Below are 15860 nucleotides of genomic sequence, written 5' to 3'. Positions count from 1 at the left end.
GGCGCGGGGTGTGCCGGTCCGCGCGGCGGGGGCCGCCGTACGGGCGGGGTGGATCAGACCCGGATGACCTGCGGGCCCAGCAGGGCGTAGCGGTGCGCCTCGGCGGCCGGGAGCAGGGTGCTGGTCACGATCGCCTCCAGCGCGCCGACCTCGGCGAACCGGCAGAAGCTGACCGCGCCGAACTTGGTGTGCACCCCGGCGAGCACGGTGCGCCGCGCGGCCCGCATCGCCTGCGACTTGACCTCGCTGACCGCCGGGTCGGGCGTGGTCAGGCCGTGTTCGCGCGAGATGCCGTTGGCGCCGATGTAGGCGAGGTCGACGACGAATCCGGCGAGCATCTTCGTCGTCCAGTGGTCGACGGTGGCCAGCGTGCCCGCGCGCACCCGGCCGCCGAGCAGCAGCACCGAGACGTTCGCCGCCCCGGCGAGGGCCCCGGCGACCGGCAGGGAGGCGGTCACCACGGTCAGCGGCCGGTCCACGGGCAGGGCCTCGGCGATCAGCTGCGGGGTGAAGCCCTCGTCGACGAAGACCGTCTCGGCGTCCCCGAGCAGCTCGGCCGCCGCCGCGGCGATCCGGCGCTTCTCGGGCACATGGGTGGTGGCGCGGACGGCGAGGGTCGTCTCGAAGCCGGCGCTCTCCACCGGATAGGCCCCGCCGTGGGTGCGGCGGACCAGCCCGTGGTCCTCCAAGGCGCGCAGGTCGCGGCGGATGGTCTCCTTGGCGACGCCGAGCGTGCCGGCCAGCGCGGTGACGTCGACCTGGCCGTCGGCACGGGCGGCCCGCACGATCTCCCGCTGCCGTTCCTCCGCCGTCCGCGCGCCCATGGCCGGTACCTGCCCTCCTGGCGTGTTGCCCGTTCGGGCCCGGTGCGGCCCTCGGGGCACAGTTGTACAGCCGGTGTGCGGTGCTGACCAGGTCTGTTGCCGGTCCGATGATGCCCGGGTGCGCCCGTTTGCCGGGCTGTGTGTCCGTCGCGGACCTGGGCGGCTGTCCGGCGCCCGGTGGGAACGGGCACGGCGGATGCCCGCATGGCGCGGCGGGCGGGCCCGTTCGGTGCCCGCCCGCCGTGTGCGGGGGTGCTTCCGCGCCGTGCGGCGGACGGCCGCGGCGCCGTCAGTACGGCCAGATCGGCGGGTCGGTGACGAAGTGGCCGCCGAGGCGGGCGTGGGCCGGCTCGTCCGGGTCGAGCCCGCCCTGCTCTGCGACGAGCTTCGCGGCGTACGGCTCCGAGTCGTCCCGGGGCGCGTAGCCGAGCGCCCGCGCGCCCGACAGGTCCCACCACAGGCGGGTGTTGGCGGAGGAGCCGTAGACGACGGTGTGGCCCACGTGCTCGGCGGTGAGGGCGGCGTGGAAGAGGCGGGCGCCGTCGGCGGGGCTCAGCCAGATCGAGAGCATGCGCACACTGGTCGGCTCGGGGAAGCAGGAGCCGATGCGCACCGAGACGGTCTCCAGGCCGTGCCGGTCCCAGTAGAGCTGGGCGAGGTCCTCGCCGAACGACTTGGACAGGCCGTAGAAGGTGTCGGGGCGGCGCGGCGTGTCGACCGGGATCAGCGGATCGCCCTCGCGCGGCACGGGCGTGTGACCGACCGCGTGGTTGGAGGAGGCGAAGACGATCCGCCCGACGCCCTCCTCGCGCGCGGCCTCGTAGAGGTGGTACGTCCCCTCGATGTTGGCCCTGAGGATCTTCTCGAACGGGGCTTCCAGGGAGATGCCCGCCAGGTGGATGATCGCGTCGACGCCCCGGACCGCCTCGCGCAGGGCCGCCCGGTCGGCGAGGTCAGCGGTGACGGCGTCCGGGGCGCCCTCGACCGGCCGCATGTCGAACAGACGCAGCGTGTAGCCGTACCGCGGCAGCAGGTCCCGCATCAGGGTGCCGAGCCCGCCGGCGGCGCCGGTGAGCAGAACGGTGCGGGGAGCGGGCATCCGTGGACTCCTTGCGTCGAGCGTGCGCGACAGCCAGCCGTATGCATGGACTTGATTCACATGCGTGATCACGCTAGGGAGCGCGGGCGGGCGGCGTCAAGGGTGCCGTGCCGGGGCAGGATCCCTGGTCGCTCGCGGGTGGGGACGCTTGACCGGCCACAGGGAGGCCACTTAGCGTGGACGCGTTCATGCATATGGACGCCAGTCAGAAACATGAGTGACGGTCTGCCTGTTCTCTTGTCCGTCCCTGCCCGCCTGCCCCAGGGAGAGCCCGTGACGTCAGCCCCCCTCGCCGAGCGCCTCAGCATCCCCAGCGGGCCGCTGTTCTTCCCCGTCACCGCCTACGGCCCCGACGGCGCCCCCGACCTCGACGTCTACCGCGCCCATGTGCGCCGCGGCGTCGAGGCCGGGGCCGCCGCCGTCTTCGCCTGCTGCGGCACCGGCGAGTTCCACGCGCTCACGCCCGAGGAGTTCGGGACCTGCGTCCGCGCGGCCGTCGAGGCGGCCGGCGGGCGCGTCCCGGTCGTGGCGGGCACCGGCTACGGCACCACGCTCGCCGTGCGGTACGCCCGGCTCGCCGAGGCCGCGGGCGCGGACGGACTGCTCGCCATGCCGCCGTACCTCGTCGTCGCCGGGCAGGAGGGACTGCTGCGGCACTACCGCGAGGTGGCCGCGGCGACCGCCCTGCCCGTCATCGTCTACCAGCGTGACAACGCCGTCCTCACCCCGCGGACCGCCGTCGCGCTCGCCCGCACGGACGGCGTCATCGGCCTCAAGGACGGCCTCGGCGACCTCGACCTCATGCAGCGCGTCGTCAGCGCCCTCCGCACCGAGGGCCTGGACGACTTCCTCTGCTTCAACGGGCTGCCCACCGCCGAACAGACCCAGCTCGCCTACCGGGGCATCGGCGTCACCCTCTACTCCTCCGCCGTCTTCTGCTTCGTCCCCGAGATCGCCCTCGCCTTCCACCGGGCGCTGCGCGAGGGCGACGACACCACCGCGCACCGCCTGCTGGACGGCTTCTACCGCCCCTTCGTCGAACTGCGCGCCCAGGGCGCCGGGTACGCCGTCTCCCTGGTCAAGGCCGGGGTGCGGCTGCGCGGACTCGACGTGGGCGGCGTACGGCCGCCGCTGCACGAACCGGCCCCCGAGCACATCGAGCGGCTGGCCCGGCTCGTCGAACGCGGCCACGCGCTGACCGAGGGGGCCGAGTGAGGGCGTCGGCGTTCCTCTACCCCTGGGACGTCAACGGCGACCCGGCGGCCCCGGAGCGCACCGCCGCCCTCGGCGTGCGGGGGGCGACCCTCGCCGCCGCCTACCACTCCACCCGCGCGCTGACCCCCCGCCATCCGCGCCACCGCGTGATCACGGCCGAGTACGCGGCCGTCCTCTACCCGCCCGGCGGCCACTGGCGGGGACGGAGCCCGCGCCCCCACCCGGCCGGTGACTGGGCGCCCGGGGACGCGTTCGGCGAGGCCGCCGGGGCGCTGGCCGCCGCGGGCCTGGAGGTGCACACCTGGGTGGTGCTCGCGCACAACTCCCGGCTGGGCGCCGAACACCCGGAGACCTCCGTCGTCAACGCCTACGGCGACCGCTACCCGTGGGCGCCCTGTGTCGCCCAGCCCGCCACGCGCGCGTACCTGGTGGACCTGGCCGCCGAGGCCGCCGTACGGCCCGGCGCGCGCGGCACCGAACTGGAGTCCCTCGGCTGGTACGGGTTCGCCCATCTGCACGCCCACGACAAGACCGCCGGAGTCGCGCTCGGCGACGCCGGGCAGTACCTGATGTCCCTGTGCTTCTGCCCCGCGTGCCGCACCGGCTACGGCACGCGGGGCCTGGACGCCGACGCGCTGGCGCACGCCGTGCGCGGCGCGCTGGAGCCGGTGTGGCGGGGGGCGCCCTCCGGGGGCGGCTGGCCCGCGGTGGAGCGGCTGCTCGGCGCCCCGGAGGCGGGCGGCACGCGCGCGTGGCGCGAGACGACCGCGCGCACCCTCCAGGAGGAGGCCGTCGCCGCGGTCCGCGCGGCCGCCCCCGAGGGCTTCCAGGTGCTGCTGCACGCCGACCCGGTGTCCTACCACTGCGGCGCCGACGCCGGTACCGACCCCGCGCACGTGCTGTCCGTCGCGGACGGTGTGGTCGTGCCCTGCGCCCAGGGACCGGACCTGCTCGCGCCCTTCGCGCGGCACGCCGGCGCGGGCACCGTCCTGGCCGCCAACCTCCCCGTCGTCTCCGGCCTGGGCGGCCGTCCCGCCGCGCTGGCCCGGGACGCCGCACGCGCCCGCAGCCTCGGCGCCACCGAGCTGCGCCTCTACCACGCGGGACTGGCCTCGGACGCCGACCTGGAGGCGGTCGCGGCCGGGCTCGCCGCGCTGTGAAAGAGGCGGCGCCGCCCCGCCGGGCACCGATGAGTTCCGGCGCTCCGGGCGGTCTGCCTCCAGGAGAGATGCCCCACGCGATCCCAGGAGCAGACGATGACGACCGGCACCCTTCTCGACCTCGGCCCGCAGGCCCGCATCGTGGCGCGGCTCGCCCTGGACGTGCGCGACGACCAGCTCGCCGCCCCGACGCCCTGCCCCGACCTGGCCGTCCGCCATCTGCTGGGCCATCTGCTGGGCCTGTCCGCCGCCTTCTGCGACGCGGGCCGCAAGGAGCTGGGCCCGAGGACCGACACCCGCCCGGACAGCACCCGGCCCGACATCGGACCCGGCTGGCGCGAGGAACTGCCCCGGGTCCTGGGCGAACTGGCCGAGGTCTGGCGCGATCCGGCCGCCTGGACCGGCATGACCCGGGCGGGCGGCGTCGACCTGCCCGGCGAGGTGGCCGGTGCCGTCGTCGCGGACGAACTCGTCGTCCACGGCTGGGACCTGGCGCGCGCCACCGGCCGCCCCTACGAGCCGGATCCGGCCGCGCTGCGGGCGGCGTTCGGCTTCCTGTGCGCGGCGGCCGACGGCAGCCCGGAGGAGGGCAGCGGCATCTTCGGACCCGTCGTGCCCGTTCCGGGCCGGGCCCCGCTGCTGGACCGCACGGTAGGCCTGAGCGGGCGCGACCCGGGCTGGCGGCCCGGGTCCTGACCCGGCGCCGGCCGCCGCCGCGCGGACCCGGGGACGGCGTCCGCGCGGCAGCGAGCGGCCCGCTCGCGCGGAACCGGTAGATATCGATCAGGCAACGGTGCTCGCGCTCACCGGGGTGACGCGCGTAGAAACCTGTCATGAATAAGCCACTGCGTCTCGCGGCGATCGCCGCCACCTGCGCCCTCACCGCCACCGTCGTCTACGGTGCCGGAGCGGCCACCGCCGGGCAGTCCACCGCCAACTCCACCCGTGAGCCGTACAACATCGGTCTGCTCACCAAGGACATCGACACCTACTACGGCACCACGCTCGACGCGCACGGCGTGTACCAGGCGTCCCCCGACAGCCAGTACGCCAAGGACCTGGCGCGCGTCGACGCCGCCGCCAAGCGGCAGATCGACAAGGCGGCGCGCGCGGCGCAGCACCACGGCCACCGGGGCAAGAAGCCGGCCGTCGTCTTCGACATCGACGACACGCTGCTGCTCAGCCTCGACTACGAGAAGAAGAACAACTACGGCTACAACGGCACCACCTGGGCCGCCTACGTCGACAAGGCCGACCGGCCGGAGGTCTTCGGCAGCCCGGACCTGGTGCGCTACGCCGCGAAGAAGGGCGTGGCCGTCTTCTACAACTCCGGTCTGAGCGAGGCCCAGCGCACCGCCGCCGTGCAGAACCTGAAGAAGGTCGGCGCCGACGTGAACCTGGACGCCGGGCACATGTTCCTCAAGGACGCCGCCAACCCGCCCGCCTACCTGCGCGACTGCGCGGCGCCGGGCGCCTGGAAGTGCACCACCGTGCAGTTCAAGGCGGGCACCCGCAAGCACATCGAGAGCCTCGGGTACGACATCGTCGCCAACTTCGGCGACCAGTACTCCGACCTGGAGGGCGGCTACGCGGACCGCACCTACAAGCTGCCCAACCCGACGTACTACGTCGCGTAGGGACGGACGGGCCACCGTCCGGGGTGCCCGGCGGCGCCCCGGGCGGGGCTCACTTCAGCGCGGCCTCGGTCATGGCACGGGCCACCGGCGCCGCGAGACCGTTGCCGCTGACCTCGGAGCGGGCCGCGTCCGACTGCTCGACCAGCACCGCGACCGCGATCTGCCGCCCGGTGCGCTGCGAGGTGCCGAACGAGGTGAACCAGGCGTACGGCACCTGGCTGTTGTTCTCGCCGTGCTGCGCGGTGCCCGTCTTGCCGCCCACCGTGACCCCGTCGACGCGGGCGTTGGTGCCGGTGCCCTGCTCGACCACCGTGCGCATGGCCGATTGCAGCTGGGCGGCGGTGGCGGCGCTGACGATCCGCTTGCTGTCCGGATGGTCGTCATAGTCCCGCACCACATCGCCGTTGCCGTCCGTAGTGCGCGACACCATGTGCGGTGAGACGAGAGTGCCGCCGTTGGCTATAGCTGCCGACACCATGGCCATCTGAAGCGGTGTGGCCGTCACATCGAACTGCCCGATGCCGCTCAGCGCGGTCTGCGCCTTGTCCATCCCGGACGGGTACACACTCGGGTAGGCCCGTACGGGCACGTCCTGCGCGCTGTCGTCGAAGCCGAACCGGTCGGCCATCGCCCGCACCTTGTCCTGCCCGAGGTCGACGGCCAGCTTGGCGAAGACGTTGTTGCACGAGTAGCGCAGCGCGGTGCGGATCGTGGCGTTCTCGCAGGGCGCGGACGGATTCTCGTTGGCCAGGTCCCGGGTGGTGCCCGGCAGCCGGTACGGGTCGGGGCTGTCGGTGGGGGTGTCCACCGAGGCGTAGCGCCCGTCCTCCAGCGCCGCCGCCGCGACGACCAGCTTGAACGTCGAGCCCGGCGGCAGCGGCTGGCGCAGCGCCCGGTTCGTCATCGGCTTGTCCGGATCCTCGGTCAGCTTCTTCCAGGCGGCGCTGTCGCCCGTGCTGAGCACGGACGGGTCGTACGACGGTGTGGAGACCACCGCCAGGATCCGCCCGGTGGCCGGGTCGATCGCCACGGCCGCGCCCTTCTTGCCGCCGAGCGCCCGGTAACCGGCCTGCTGCACCTCGGGGTCGATCGTCGTAACCACGTCCCCGGGCGCGGCCCGCTTGCCGGTGAGGGTGTCCAGCGGGTCGCGCAGCCGGCTGTCGGAGCCGTTCAGCAGATCCTTGTAGACGCCCTCCAGCTGGGTCGTGCCGTAGACCTGCGAGCTGTAGCCCGTGACCGCCGCGTACAGCTTGCCGTCCTCGTAGGTCCGCCGGTAGGCGAGGTCACCGCTCGTGGTCCGCGCGGAGCCGGTGACGGCTCTGCCGCCCACGACGATGTTCCCCAGCGGCTGCGCGTACGTCGCGATCGCCCCGCGCCGGTTGTCCTTGTCGTCCGCGAGCGCCCTGCCGTCGTAGAACTGCACCCAGGTCGCCCTGACCAGCAGCGCGAACACCAGCAGCAGTGTGAAGACGGACGCCCGCCTGATCGTCTTGTTCATCCCGTTCATCGCGTTCATCCCGGTCAGGACGACGAACGGGAGGGGACGAATCGTTCCGGTCCGGCCCTTTTCTCATCGGACGCTCATGAAACCGGCCTCGAACGCGGCGATGACGGCCTGGGTGCGGTCCCGGGCGCCGGTCTTGGCGAGGACGGCCGCCACATGCGACTTCACGGTGGCGGGGCCGACGCCCATCCGCCGGGCGATCTCCGCGTTGGTCAGGCCCGCCGCCATCAGCCGCAGCACCTCGCCCTCGCGGCCGGTCAGCCGGGCCACCCAGGGCGCGGGAGCTCCCCGCGCGTGCTCGACGGCCAGCGCCCGCACCGCCGCCGGGAACAGCAGGGTGTCGCTGTGCGCGACCAGCCGCACCGCCCGCACCAGCGTGTCCGCGTCGGCCCGCTTGAGCAGGAAGCCGGAGGCCCCGGCGCGCAGGGCCGCGTACACGTGGGAGTCGTTCTCGAAGGTGGTGACGACGACGATGCGGGGCGGTTCGGGCAGGGCCGCCAGGATCCGCTCGGTGGCCCGGATGCCGTCGAGCTCGGGCATCCGGACGTCCATCAGCACCACGTCCGGCCGCTCCGCCAGCACCACGGACACCGCCTCGGCCCCGGTGGCGGCCTCACCGACGACCGCCAGATCCGGTTCGGCGCCGAGGATGGCGCGCAGCGCGGTGCGCACCATGCGCTCGTCGTCGGCGACCACGATGCGCAGGGGCGGGGAGCCGGGCGGTGCGGCGGTCATACGGGTCCTTCCAGCGGCAGCGGCAGCGGCAGCGGTAGGGGTGGGGCGTCGGGCGGGGGCCGTGCGGGCGGTTCGTCGGGTGGGTGTCGTGTGGGCGGGTTGTCCGGCGTGGGGCGTACCGGCGGTCCGTCAGGCGGCAGCGGTAGGGGTGGGGCGTCGGGCGGGGGCCGTACCGGCGGTTCGTCGGGCGGGAGTTGTGCGGGCGGCTCCTCCGACGGCGGCCGGGCGGCGGGTCCGTCCAGCGGGAGGCGTACGGACAGCCGCCACACCCCGCCGGCCGGGCCCGCGTGCGCGGAGCCGCCCAGCAGCCGGGCCCGGTCCGCGACCCCGCGCAGCCCGTGCCCGCCACCGGGCCGGGCGGCGCCGGTGCGCCCGTCCGCCGGTACGAACGGGTTCTCCACGGTGATCTCCACCCGGCCGCCCGCCGTCACCACCCTGACCCGCACCGCGGCCTCCCCGCCCGCGTGCCGCAGCGCGTTGCTCAGGCCCTCCTGGACGATGCGGTACGCCTCGCGGGAGACGGCGGGCGGCAGCGCGCGGGGATCCGCCGGCACCTCGGCCGTGACCCGCGGGCCGCCCGCGCGGGTGCGGCGCAGCAGTCCGTCCAGATCGGCGGCGAGCGTGGGCGCGGGGGCCGTGTCCGGGGCGTCGCCGCCGCGCAGCACGCCCAGCACGGCGTCGAGTTCGCCGACCGTGCGCCGGGTGGTCTCCTCGATCGCGGCCAGCGCCTCGCGCGCGAACTCCGGGTCGGTGTCGAGCACCCGGCGGGCCGCGCCCGCCTGGAGCGTGACGGCGCTCAGGGCATGGCCCACCGCGTCGTGCAGCTCGCGGGCGAGCCGGTTGCGGACCGCGAGGTCGGCGGCGCGGGCCTCGGCGGCGGCGAGCCGGTCCTCGGGGCCCGGCCCGAGCAGCAGGGGTGCCCAGCGGGCCAGCAGCCGTCCCGCGCCCGCCGCGCAGGCGGCCGGCGCGAGCAGCGTCAGCGCCCCCGTGACCGGCGCGAGCACCGGCCCCCAGGGGCGGTCGAAGGAACCGAGCACGGGGACCGGGGTGTCGCGCAGCCCCGGCACCAGCGGCAGCACGAGCAGCACCGCCCCGAACGGCGGCACCGCGAGGGACATCCCGGAGACGATGCCGCCGAGCGCCAGATGCAGGGTGAACCACAGGGCCGTACGCCCCCGCGCGGCCCGGGTCCGCGCGGGTCCCCCGGCCAGCGGCCCGGCCTCCGCTCCGCACAGCGCGCGCACCGCCGCCACCGACATCGGCCGGGTCGGCGGGAACAGCGACGTCACCGCAGCCAGCGGCAACCCGACGCCGAACGAGGCGAGTTGCAGCGGGAAGGAGGTCAGCACGTCGGAGGAGCCACTGACCGGTCCGACGACGACCGCGCCGACCAGCACATAGGGCATGGCGAGGGCGCCGCCCAGGACCAGATGGATCCAGCGGCGGCGCGCCCGGCGCCCGAGCAGCGGCCGCAGGAGCCCCCTCATGCCCGCCGCCCGCGCGCCGCTGCCGGGCGCGGGCCGGGGAGGCGGGCGCCCTGGGTACGGGGCACAGAGCCGACGGTCATCCGGTCAGCGTAGGCGGGCCGCGCCGGCCGCGCGGGCCGGCCGGCGGGTTCCGCCGCGCGGCCCGGTCCGCCCGGACGCCCGGGGAGGGGCGGCGTTCTCATGCGGCCAGGCTTCCGTGCCCGCGGCCCCGGCGCGTCCTGCCCGGTGACGATCCGCCTCCGCCGCGCGGCGGAGAGGACTCTCCTCCCGGACCGGGAGCGCGGCCGCGCGGGGTCAGCCGCGCAGGGTCAGGACGACCTCGTCGATCTCCTCGCCGCGCGCCTGCGCGTAGCCGCGGGCGGTGGCCGTCAGGCGGAAGCCGCACTTCTCCAGGACCCGGCGGGAGGCGGTGTTGTCCGCCGCGGCCCGTGCGTACAGGGGGCGTTCGGGGACCTCGGCCAGCAGGGCGCGCAGGGCGGCGGTCGCCACGCCGCGGCCCCAGTGGGCGCGGTCCACCCAGTAGGTGACCTCGCGCTCACCGGGCTCGCCGTACACCGCGGCGCTGCCGACCACGTCCCCGTCGGCCAGGATCGTGCGCTGTACGTCGGGGGAGGCGCGCAGCCTCGCCCAGTGGGCGGCGAAGGCGTCCGCGTCGGCCGGGTCCTTCGGGGTGAAGGCGGCCATCCGCAGCGCCTCGGGGTCGTTGAGCTGCCGGAAGAACACCGGCAGGTCGCTGTCGTGGACCTCGCGCAGGACGACGTGCATGGTTCAGAGCCTCCGGGTGGCGAGCGTCAGGCGGTCACGGGCGTCGAAGAGGGCGTCCTTCACCAGCTGCTCGTGCGCGGGCGTCAGGCGCGCCACCGGGATCGAGCAGCTGACCGCGTCCCGGGCCGGGGTGCGGTACGGGATGGCCACGCCGAAGCAGCGCAGGCCCAGCGTGTTCTCCTCGCGGTCCACGGCGAAGCCCTGCTCGCGGATCTGGTGCAGCTCCTCGATGAGCTTCTCGCGGTCGGTGAGGGTGTGCTCGGTCAGCGCGGGCAGCGTCTCGGGGAGCATCTTGCGCACCTGCTCGTCCGAGTACGTGCTCAGCAGCGCCTTGCCGAGCGAGGTGGAGTGGGCGGGCAGCCGGCGGCCGACACGGGTGAACGGCCGCAGGTAGTGCTGCGACTGGCGGGTGGCCAGGTACACGACGTTGGTGCCGTCCAGCCGGGCGAGGTGGATGGTCTCGGTGGTGTCGTCGGAGAGCCGGTCCAGGGTGGGGCGGGCCGCCGCGACCACCTCGTCGCCGTCGATGTAGGAGGTGCCGACCAGCAGGGCGCGCACCCCGATGCCGTACCGCGTGCCGGTCGCGTCGGTCTCCACCCAGCCCAGCTCGACCAGGGTGCGCAGCAGCATGTACAGACTGGACTTGGGGTAGCCGACGGCCTCCTGGACCGAGGCCAGGGAGTGCATGCCGGGCCGGCCGGCGAAGTACTCCAGCAGTTCCACGGTCCGCACGGCGGACTTGACCTGTGATCCGCTGCCTGTGTCGCCTGCCGGCATCGCCCTTGACCCCTTCGTTCGGCGGGAAATAGTCTCCTGGTCATTCATCATCAGAGACAGCGTTCAGTATATCGAACGACTCTGGCGGATGACCCACGGATGAGCGACGGACGACCTACGTCCTGCGGCGCGAGCGGCAGGCAGGTGGAGGGACCCGCGGTGGCAGCAGCACCAGTCTGGAGTGTCGATCCCCGAACCGGGAAGCAGCGCGAGCGGGTTGCGGCCGAGGCCACAGCCCAGGACGTGGACGCCGCCGTGCGCGCCGCCCGCGACGCGCGCGGCGCGCTCGCCGACCGGGCCGTCCGGGCGGCCTTCCTGCGCACCGCGGCCGACCGCCTGGAGACGGCCCGGGACCGGCTGGTGGCGACCGCCGACGCCGAGTCCGCGCTCGGCCCGGCCCGGCTCACCGGGGAACTCGCCCGCACCTGCCACCAGTTGCGCTTCTTCGCGGACATCGCCGACGAGGGCGCCTTCCTCGACGTGATCATCGACCATCCGGACGACACGGCCACGCCGCCCGTTCCCGACCTGCGCCGCTACAAGGTGCCGCTCGGTGTGGTCGCCGTCTACGCCGCCTCCAACTTCCCCTTCGCCTTCTCCGTCGCCGGCGGCGACACCGCGAGCGCGCTCGGCGCCGGCTGCCCGGTCGTCGTCAAGGCACACCCGGACCACCCGGCGCTGTCCGAGCAGGTCGCCGAGGTGCTCCGCGGCGCGGCCGCCGAGCACGGCGTACCGGCGGGCGTGCTCGGCCTGGTCCACGGCTTCGAGGCGGGCCTGGACCTGATCCGGCACCCGCTGGTCGCCGCCGCGGGCTTCACCGGCTCCGTACGCGGCGGCCGGGCGCTGTTCGACGCCGCCGCGGCCCGCCCGGCGCCGATCCCCTTCCACGGCGAGCTGGGCTCCCTCAACCCGGTCCTGGTCACCGAGGCGGCCGCCGAGGAGCGGGCGGAGGCCGTGGGTACCGGACTCGCCGGTTCGATGACCCTGGGCGCCGGGCAGTTCTGCGTCAAGCCCGGCCTGGTGCTCGTCCCGGCGGGCGCGGCCGGCGACCGCCTGGTCAAGGCCCTGGCGGACGGCGTCGGCGCCACCGCGCCCGGTGTCCTGCTCGACCACCGCATGCGCGACACCTTCGTCGCCGGGGTCGCCGAGCGCGCCGCGCTGCCCGGCGTCGAGGCGCCCCTCGCCCCGGGCGCGGCCGGCGAGCACACGGTGCGCGCGGGATTCCTCACCGTCCCGGCCGCGGAACTGACCGGCGGGGGCGCCCACGACCTGCTGCTGGAGGAGTGCTTCGGGCCGGTCACCGTGGTGGCCCGCTACAGCGGCGCGGACGAGGCGACGGCCGTGCTGTCCCGGCTCCCGGGCAACCTCACCGCCACCGTCCACCTCTCCGCCGACGAGGCGGCCGGGCGGGGCCGCGGCGCCGGGATCCTCGCCGAGCTGACCCCGCTCGCCGGACGCGTCCTGGTCGACGCCTGGCCCACCGGCGTGGCGGTGGCCCCGGCCCAGCACCACGGCGGCCCCTACCCGGCGACCACCTCCACCTCCACCTCGGTCGGCTCCACCGCCGTGGAACGCTGGATGCGCCCGGTCGCGTACCAGAACACCCCCGAGGCCCTGCTGCCCCCGGAACTGCGCGACGACAACCCGCTCGGCCTGCCGCGCCGCTGCGACGGGCGCCTGGAGCGCTGAGGGCCGGCCGCCGCGGGCCCCGTGGCGGCCGGGCGGAGCCGGGCTGCGAGACTGCGGTGATGGACGCCGAACCTCTCGCACTGCCCGGACTCCCCTTCGCGCTGCGCCCGTACGGGCCCGACGGCCGGTGGGCGTACGCGGACGGGACCCTCACCGGCCGGGCCGGTCCCCGGCAGGACCGTTTCGTGCCGCCCGCCGGGGAGTCCCTGGAGTCCGTCTCCGACGCGCCCCGGCTGCTCGGCGCGCCCCCGGAGGGCGACTTCCAGCTGATCGCCCACGTCACGGTCGGCTTCGGCGCGGCCTTCGACGCGGGTGTGCTCTATCTGCACGCGGGCGAGCGGACCTGGGCCAAGCTGTGCCTGGAGCTGTCCCCGGACGTGCCGACCGTGTGCACGGTGGTCACCCGCGGCCACTCCGACGACGCCAACTCCTTCACCGTGGACGGCGACGCGCTGTGGCTGCGGATCAGCCGCACCGGCCGCGCGTACGCCTTCCACGCCTCCCGCGACGGCGCGCGCTGGACCTTCGTCCGCGTCTTCAGCCTGGCCGGAGCCGAGCGGCCGGAGGAGACCCTGGTCGGCTTCCTGGCGCAGTCGCCGACGGGCGAGGGCTGCACGGTGACCTGGGACGGCATCGAGTTCCGGCCGTACGGGCTCACGGACCCGCGGGACGGCAGCTGAGGCGGGCCGGTCCGCCCGGCCCGGGGGACCGGTCCCTCCTGCCCGGGGAACCGGCCTGCCCGGTGAGCCGGGCCCTCCCGCCCGGTGATCCGGTCCCGGTCGCCGGGGCGCCCTGCGCCGTATGACCGGCGAACACGCGTACGACGCCCTGGTGATCCGCCCCGCGCTGCCCGCCGGGGCCGAGGCCGGGGCCGGGGCCATCGCCGAGCTGCCCGTCCGGGCCCGCTCCGCCTACTGGCGCGCGGGGTGGCGGCGGCCGGGGAATGAACCCGGCTGCTTGAACGTTCACACATGCGCGCGGAGAGTCCCTCCGCACCCGTACGACCGGAGAAGAGCCGAGAGCATGCGTGTCGAGATCTGGACGGACATCGCCTGTCCCTGGTGCTACGTGGGCAAGGCCCGCTTCGAGAAGGCGCTGGCCGCCTTCCCGCACCGCGACCAGGTCGAGGTGGTGCACCGCTCCTTCGAACTGGACCCGCACCGCGCCAAGGGCGACGTCGAGCCCGTGCTCACCATGCTCACCAGGAAGTACGGGATGAGCCAGGCGCAGGCAGAGGCGGGCGAGGACAACCTCGGCGCCCAGGCCGCCGCCGAAGGACTCGACTACCGCACCCGGGACCGCGACCACGGCAACACCTTCGACATGCACCGCCTGCTGCACCTCGCCAAGGAGCACGGCAGGCAGGACGCGCTGCTGGACGCGCTGTACCGGGCCAACTTCGCCGAGGAGCGCTCCGTGTTCGCCGAGGGCGACGAGCGGCTGGTCGACCTGGCCGTGGCGGCGGGCCTGGACGCCGGGGCCGTGCGCGCGGTGCTCGCCGACCCGGACGCCTACGCCGACGACGTGCGCGCCGACGAGCAGGAGGCCGCGCAGCTCGGCGCCTCCGGGGTGCCCTTCTTCGTCCTCGACCGCGCCTACGGGGTCTCGGGCGCCCAGCCCGCCGAGGTGTTCACCCAGGCCCTCACCCAGGCGTGGGGCGACCGCGCGCCGCTGACCCTGGTCCAGGACGGCTCCGCCGACGCGGCGGCCTGCGGCCCGGACGGCTGCGCGGTGCCGGGGGCCTGAGCCCCGGCGCGGACCTTCCCGGCGCTCACATAAGCGTTCCTTCGGGGAACCGCGCAGAACGACGCGATGGACTCCGACCCGGACCGGCCGCACAGTGGTCCCATGGAGACCTTCGAGAGCCGCGTCCGAGCCGAGTTCGCCCCGAAGAACACCTATCTGAACACCGCGAGCTGCGGGCTGCTGCCGGCCCGCACGGTGGAGGCGCTGCGCGTCGCCGTCGAGGCGGCGGCCGACGGCCGGCCCACCGACATGTTCGCCGACGTGGAGGCGGCCCGCGCGAGCTTCGCCCGGCTGGTGCGGGTGCCGGCGCACCGGGTGGCCGCCGGTGCCTCGGTCGCCGTCTACAGCGGGGTCGTCGCCGCCTCCCTGCCCGAGGGCGCGGAGGTCGTCACCGCCGAGGGCGACTTCAGCTCCGTGGTGAACCCCTTCCACCTGCGCGGCGACCTGAAGGTGCGCACCGTTCCGCTGGAGGGGGTCGCCGAGGCCGTACGGCCCGGCACCGCGCTGGTCGCGGTCAGCGCCGCGCAGTCCGCCGACGGCCGGATCGCCGATCTGCCCGCCGTCCGCGCGGCGGCCCGCGCCCACGGCGCCCGCACCTACATCGACGCCTCCCAGGCCGCGGGCTGGCTGGACCTCGACGCGGACGCCCACGACTACGTGGCCGCCGTCGCCTTCAAGTGGCTGATGTGCCCGCGGGGCGTGACCTTCCTGGTCGTCCCGGAGGACCTCGGTGACCTGCGCCCGCTGTTCGCCGGCTGGGTGGCGGGGAGCATCCCTGGGACAGCTGCTACGGCCCGATCGCCGAACTCGCCCACTCCGCCCGCCGGTTCGACGAGAGCCCCGCGCTCTTCTCCTACGCGGGCGGCCGCCGCTCCCTGGAACTCGTCGAGGAACTGGGCGTGTCCGCCGTACGCGCCCACGACCTGGCCCTCGCCGACCGCTTCCGCGCCGGGCTGCGCTCCCTGGGCCACGAACCGGTCCCGGCGCCGGGCTCACCGATCGTCTCCGTGCCCGGACTCGGCGACCGGCAGGGCGAGTTGAGCGCCGCCGGGGTGGAAGTGTCCGCCCGCGCGGGCCGGCTGCGGGCCGCCTTCCACCTCTACAACACCGAGGCGGACGTGGACCGGCTGCTGGACGTCCTGGCGGGCTGACCGCCGGACGCGTCCCCGGGGAAGCGCGGACACGGGAAGGGGCCTCCCGTCCCACACGAGGAGGCCCCTTC

Annotated in this window: 13 protein-coding genes and 2 pseudogenes; 8 read left to right on the top strand and 7 right to left on the bottom strand. The window is 75.3% G+C overall.

From position 1 onward, the window contains the following. Positions 1-53: 53 nt before the first annotated feature. Both A8713_RS06985 and A8713_RS06980 read right to left on the bottom strand, forming a co-directional pair. Positions 54-824: a DeoR/GlpR family DNA-binding transcription regulator gene (locus A8713_RS06985; protein WP_018567652.1), complete on the bottom strand. Its 771-nt coding sequence runs from the start codon at positions 822-824 to the stop codon at positions 54-56. 289 nt (positions 825-1113) lie between these two features. Continuing rightward, positions 1114-1923, bottom strand: a complete 810-nt coding sequence (locus A8713_RS06980) for an NAD-dependent epimerase/dehydratase family protein (protein ID WP_064532238.1) — start codon at positions 1921-1923, stop codon at positions 1114-1116. A 273-nt stretch (positions 1924-2196) separates the two neighbouring features. Between A8713_RS06980 and A8713_RS06975 the strand changes: the two genes are divergently transcribed. From A8713_RS06975 to A8713_RS06960, 4 genes are all read left to right on the top strand, one after another. Continuing rightward, a complete protein-coding gene (locus A8713_RS06975; RefSeq protein WP_064532236.1) occupies positions 2197-3138 on the top strand; it encodes a 5-dehydro-4-deoxyglucarate dehydratase in 942 nt (313 codons plus the stop codon). Beyond that, positions 3135-4298 (top strand): hypothetical protein, encoded by a 1164-nt coding sequence (locus A8713_RS06970; protein ID WP_064532234.1) that lies wholly within the window; start codon positions 3135-3137, stop codon positions 4296-4298. Before A8713_RS06975 ends, A8713_RS06970 begins: the two co-directional genes overlap by 4 nt. Positions 4299-4394: 96 nt before the next feature. Further along, entirely contained in the window at positions 4395-4994 is a 600-nt protein-coding gene (locus tag A8713_RS06965) for a TIGR03086 family metal-binding protein (RefSeq protein WP_064532232.1), read from the top strand. 137 nt (positions 4995-5131) lie between these two features. After that, entirely contained in the window at positions 5132-5935 is an 804-nt protein-coding gene (locus tag A8713_RS06960) for an HAD family acid phosphatase (RefSeq protein ID WP_064532230.1), read from the top strand. Between the two features lie 49 nt (positions 5936-5984). On the opposite strand, the gene A8713_RS06955 is transcribed toward A8713_RS06960, so the two are convergent. From A8713_RS06955 to A8713_RS06935, 5 genes and pseudogenes are all read right to left on the bottom strand, one after another. Continuing rightward, positions 5985-7433, bottom strand: coding sequence for a peptidoglycan D,D-transpeptidase FtsI family protein (locus A8713_RS06955; protein WP_064537294.1), 1449 nt, complete (start codon positions 7431-7433; stop codon positions 5985-5987). A 72-nt stretch (positions 7434-7505) separates the two neighbouring features. Further along, positions 7506-8174 (bottom strand): response regulator transcription factor, encoded by a 669-nt coding sequence (locus A8713_RS06950; protein ID WP_064532228.1) that lies wholly within the window; start codon positions 8172-8174, stop codon positions 7506-7508. 227 nt (positions 8175-8401) lie between these two features. Further along, positions 8402-9661 (bottom strand): annotated as a pseudogene (locus tag A8713_RS06945) (sensor histidine kinase); the annotation flags it as partial. A gap of 294 nt (positions 9662-9955) precedes the next feature. Continuing rightward, complete coding sequence (locus A8713_RS06940; protein WP_064532226.1) at positions 9956-10426, bottom strand: GNAT family N-acetyltransferase; 471 nt, start codon at positions 10424-10426, stop codon at positions 9956-9958. 3 nt (positions 10427-10429) lie between these two features. Continuing rightward, positions 10430-11203, bottom strand: coding sequence for an IclR family transcriptional regulator (locus A8713_RS06935; protein ID WP_064532224.1), 774 nt, complete (start codon positions 11201-11203; stop codon positions 10430-10432). Between the two features lie 159 nt (positions 11204-11362). Here A8713_RS06935 and A8713_RS06930 point away from each other — a divergent pair, with 159 nt between their 5' ends. The 4 genes and pseudogenes from A8713_RS06930 (at position 11363) to A8713_RS06915 (ending at position 15789) form a co-directional block, all read left to right on the top strand. Further along, positions 11363-12892, top strand: coding sequence for an aldehyde dehydrogenase family protein (locus tag A8713_RS06930; protein WP_064537292.1), 1530 nt, complete (start codon positions 11363-11365; stop codon positions 12890-12892). 59 nt (positions 12893-12951) lie between these two features. Continuing rightward, positions 12952-13572: a DUF1349 domain-containing protein gene (locus A8713_RS06925; protein WP_064532222.1), complete on the top strand. Its 621-nt coding sequence runs from the start codon at positions 12952-12954 to the stop codon at positions 13570-13572. Between the two features lie 343 nt (positions 13573-13915). Further along, entirely contained in the window at positions 13916-14638 is a 723-nt protein-coding gene (locus tag A8713_RS06920) for a DsbA family oxidoreductase (RefSeq protein WP_064532220.1), read from the top strand. A 102-nt stretch (positions 14639-14740) separates the two neighbouring features. After that, a pseudogene (locus A8713_RS06915) lies at positions 14741-15789 on the top strand (aminotransferase class V-fold PLP-dependent enzyme). Positions 15790-15860 lie beyond the last annotated feature (71 nt).

It is taken from the genome of Streptomyces sp. SAT1 (genome assembly GCF_001654495.1).
Taxonomy (GTDB): domain Bacteria; phylum Actinomycetota; class Actinomycetes; order Streptomycetales; family Streptomycetaceae; genus Streptomyces; species Streptomyces andamanensis.
The sequence above is the reverse complement of the archived record's forward strand: the minus strand, read 5'-3'. Positions and strand labels throughout refer to the sequence as shown.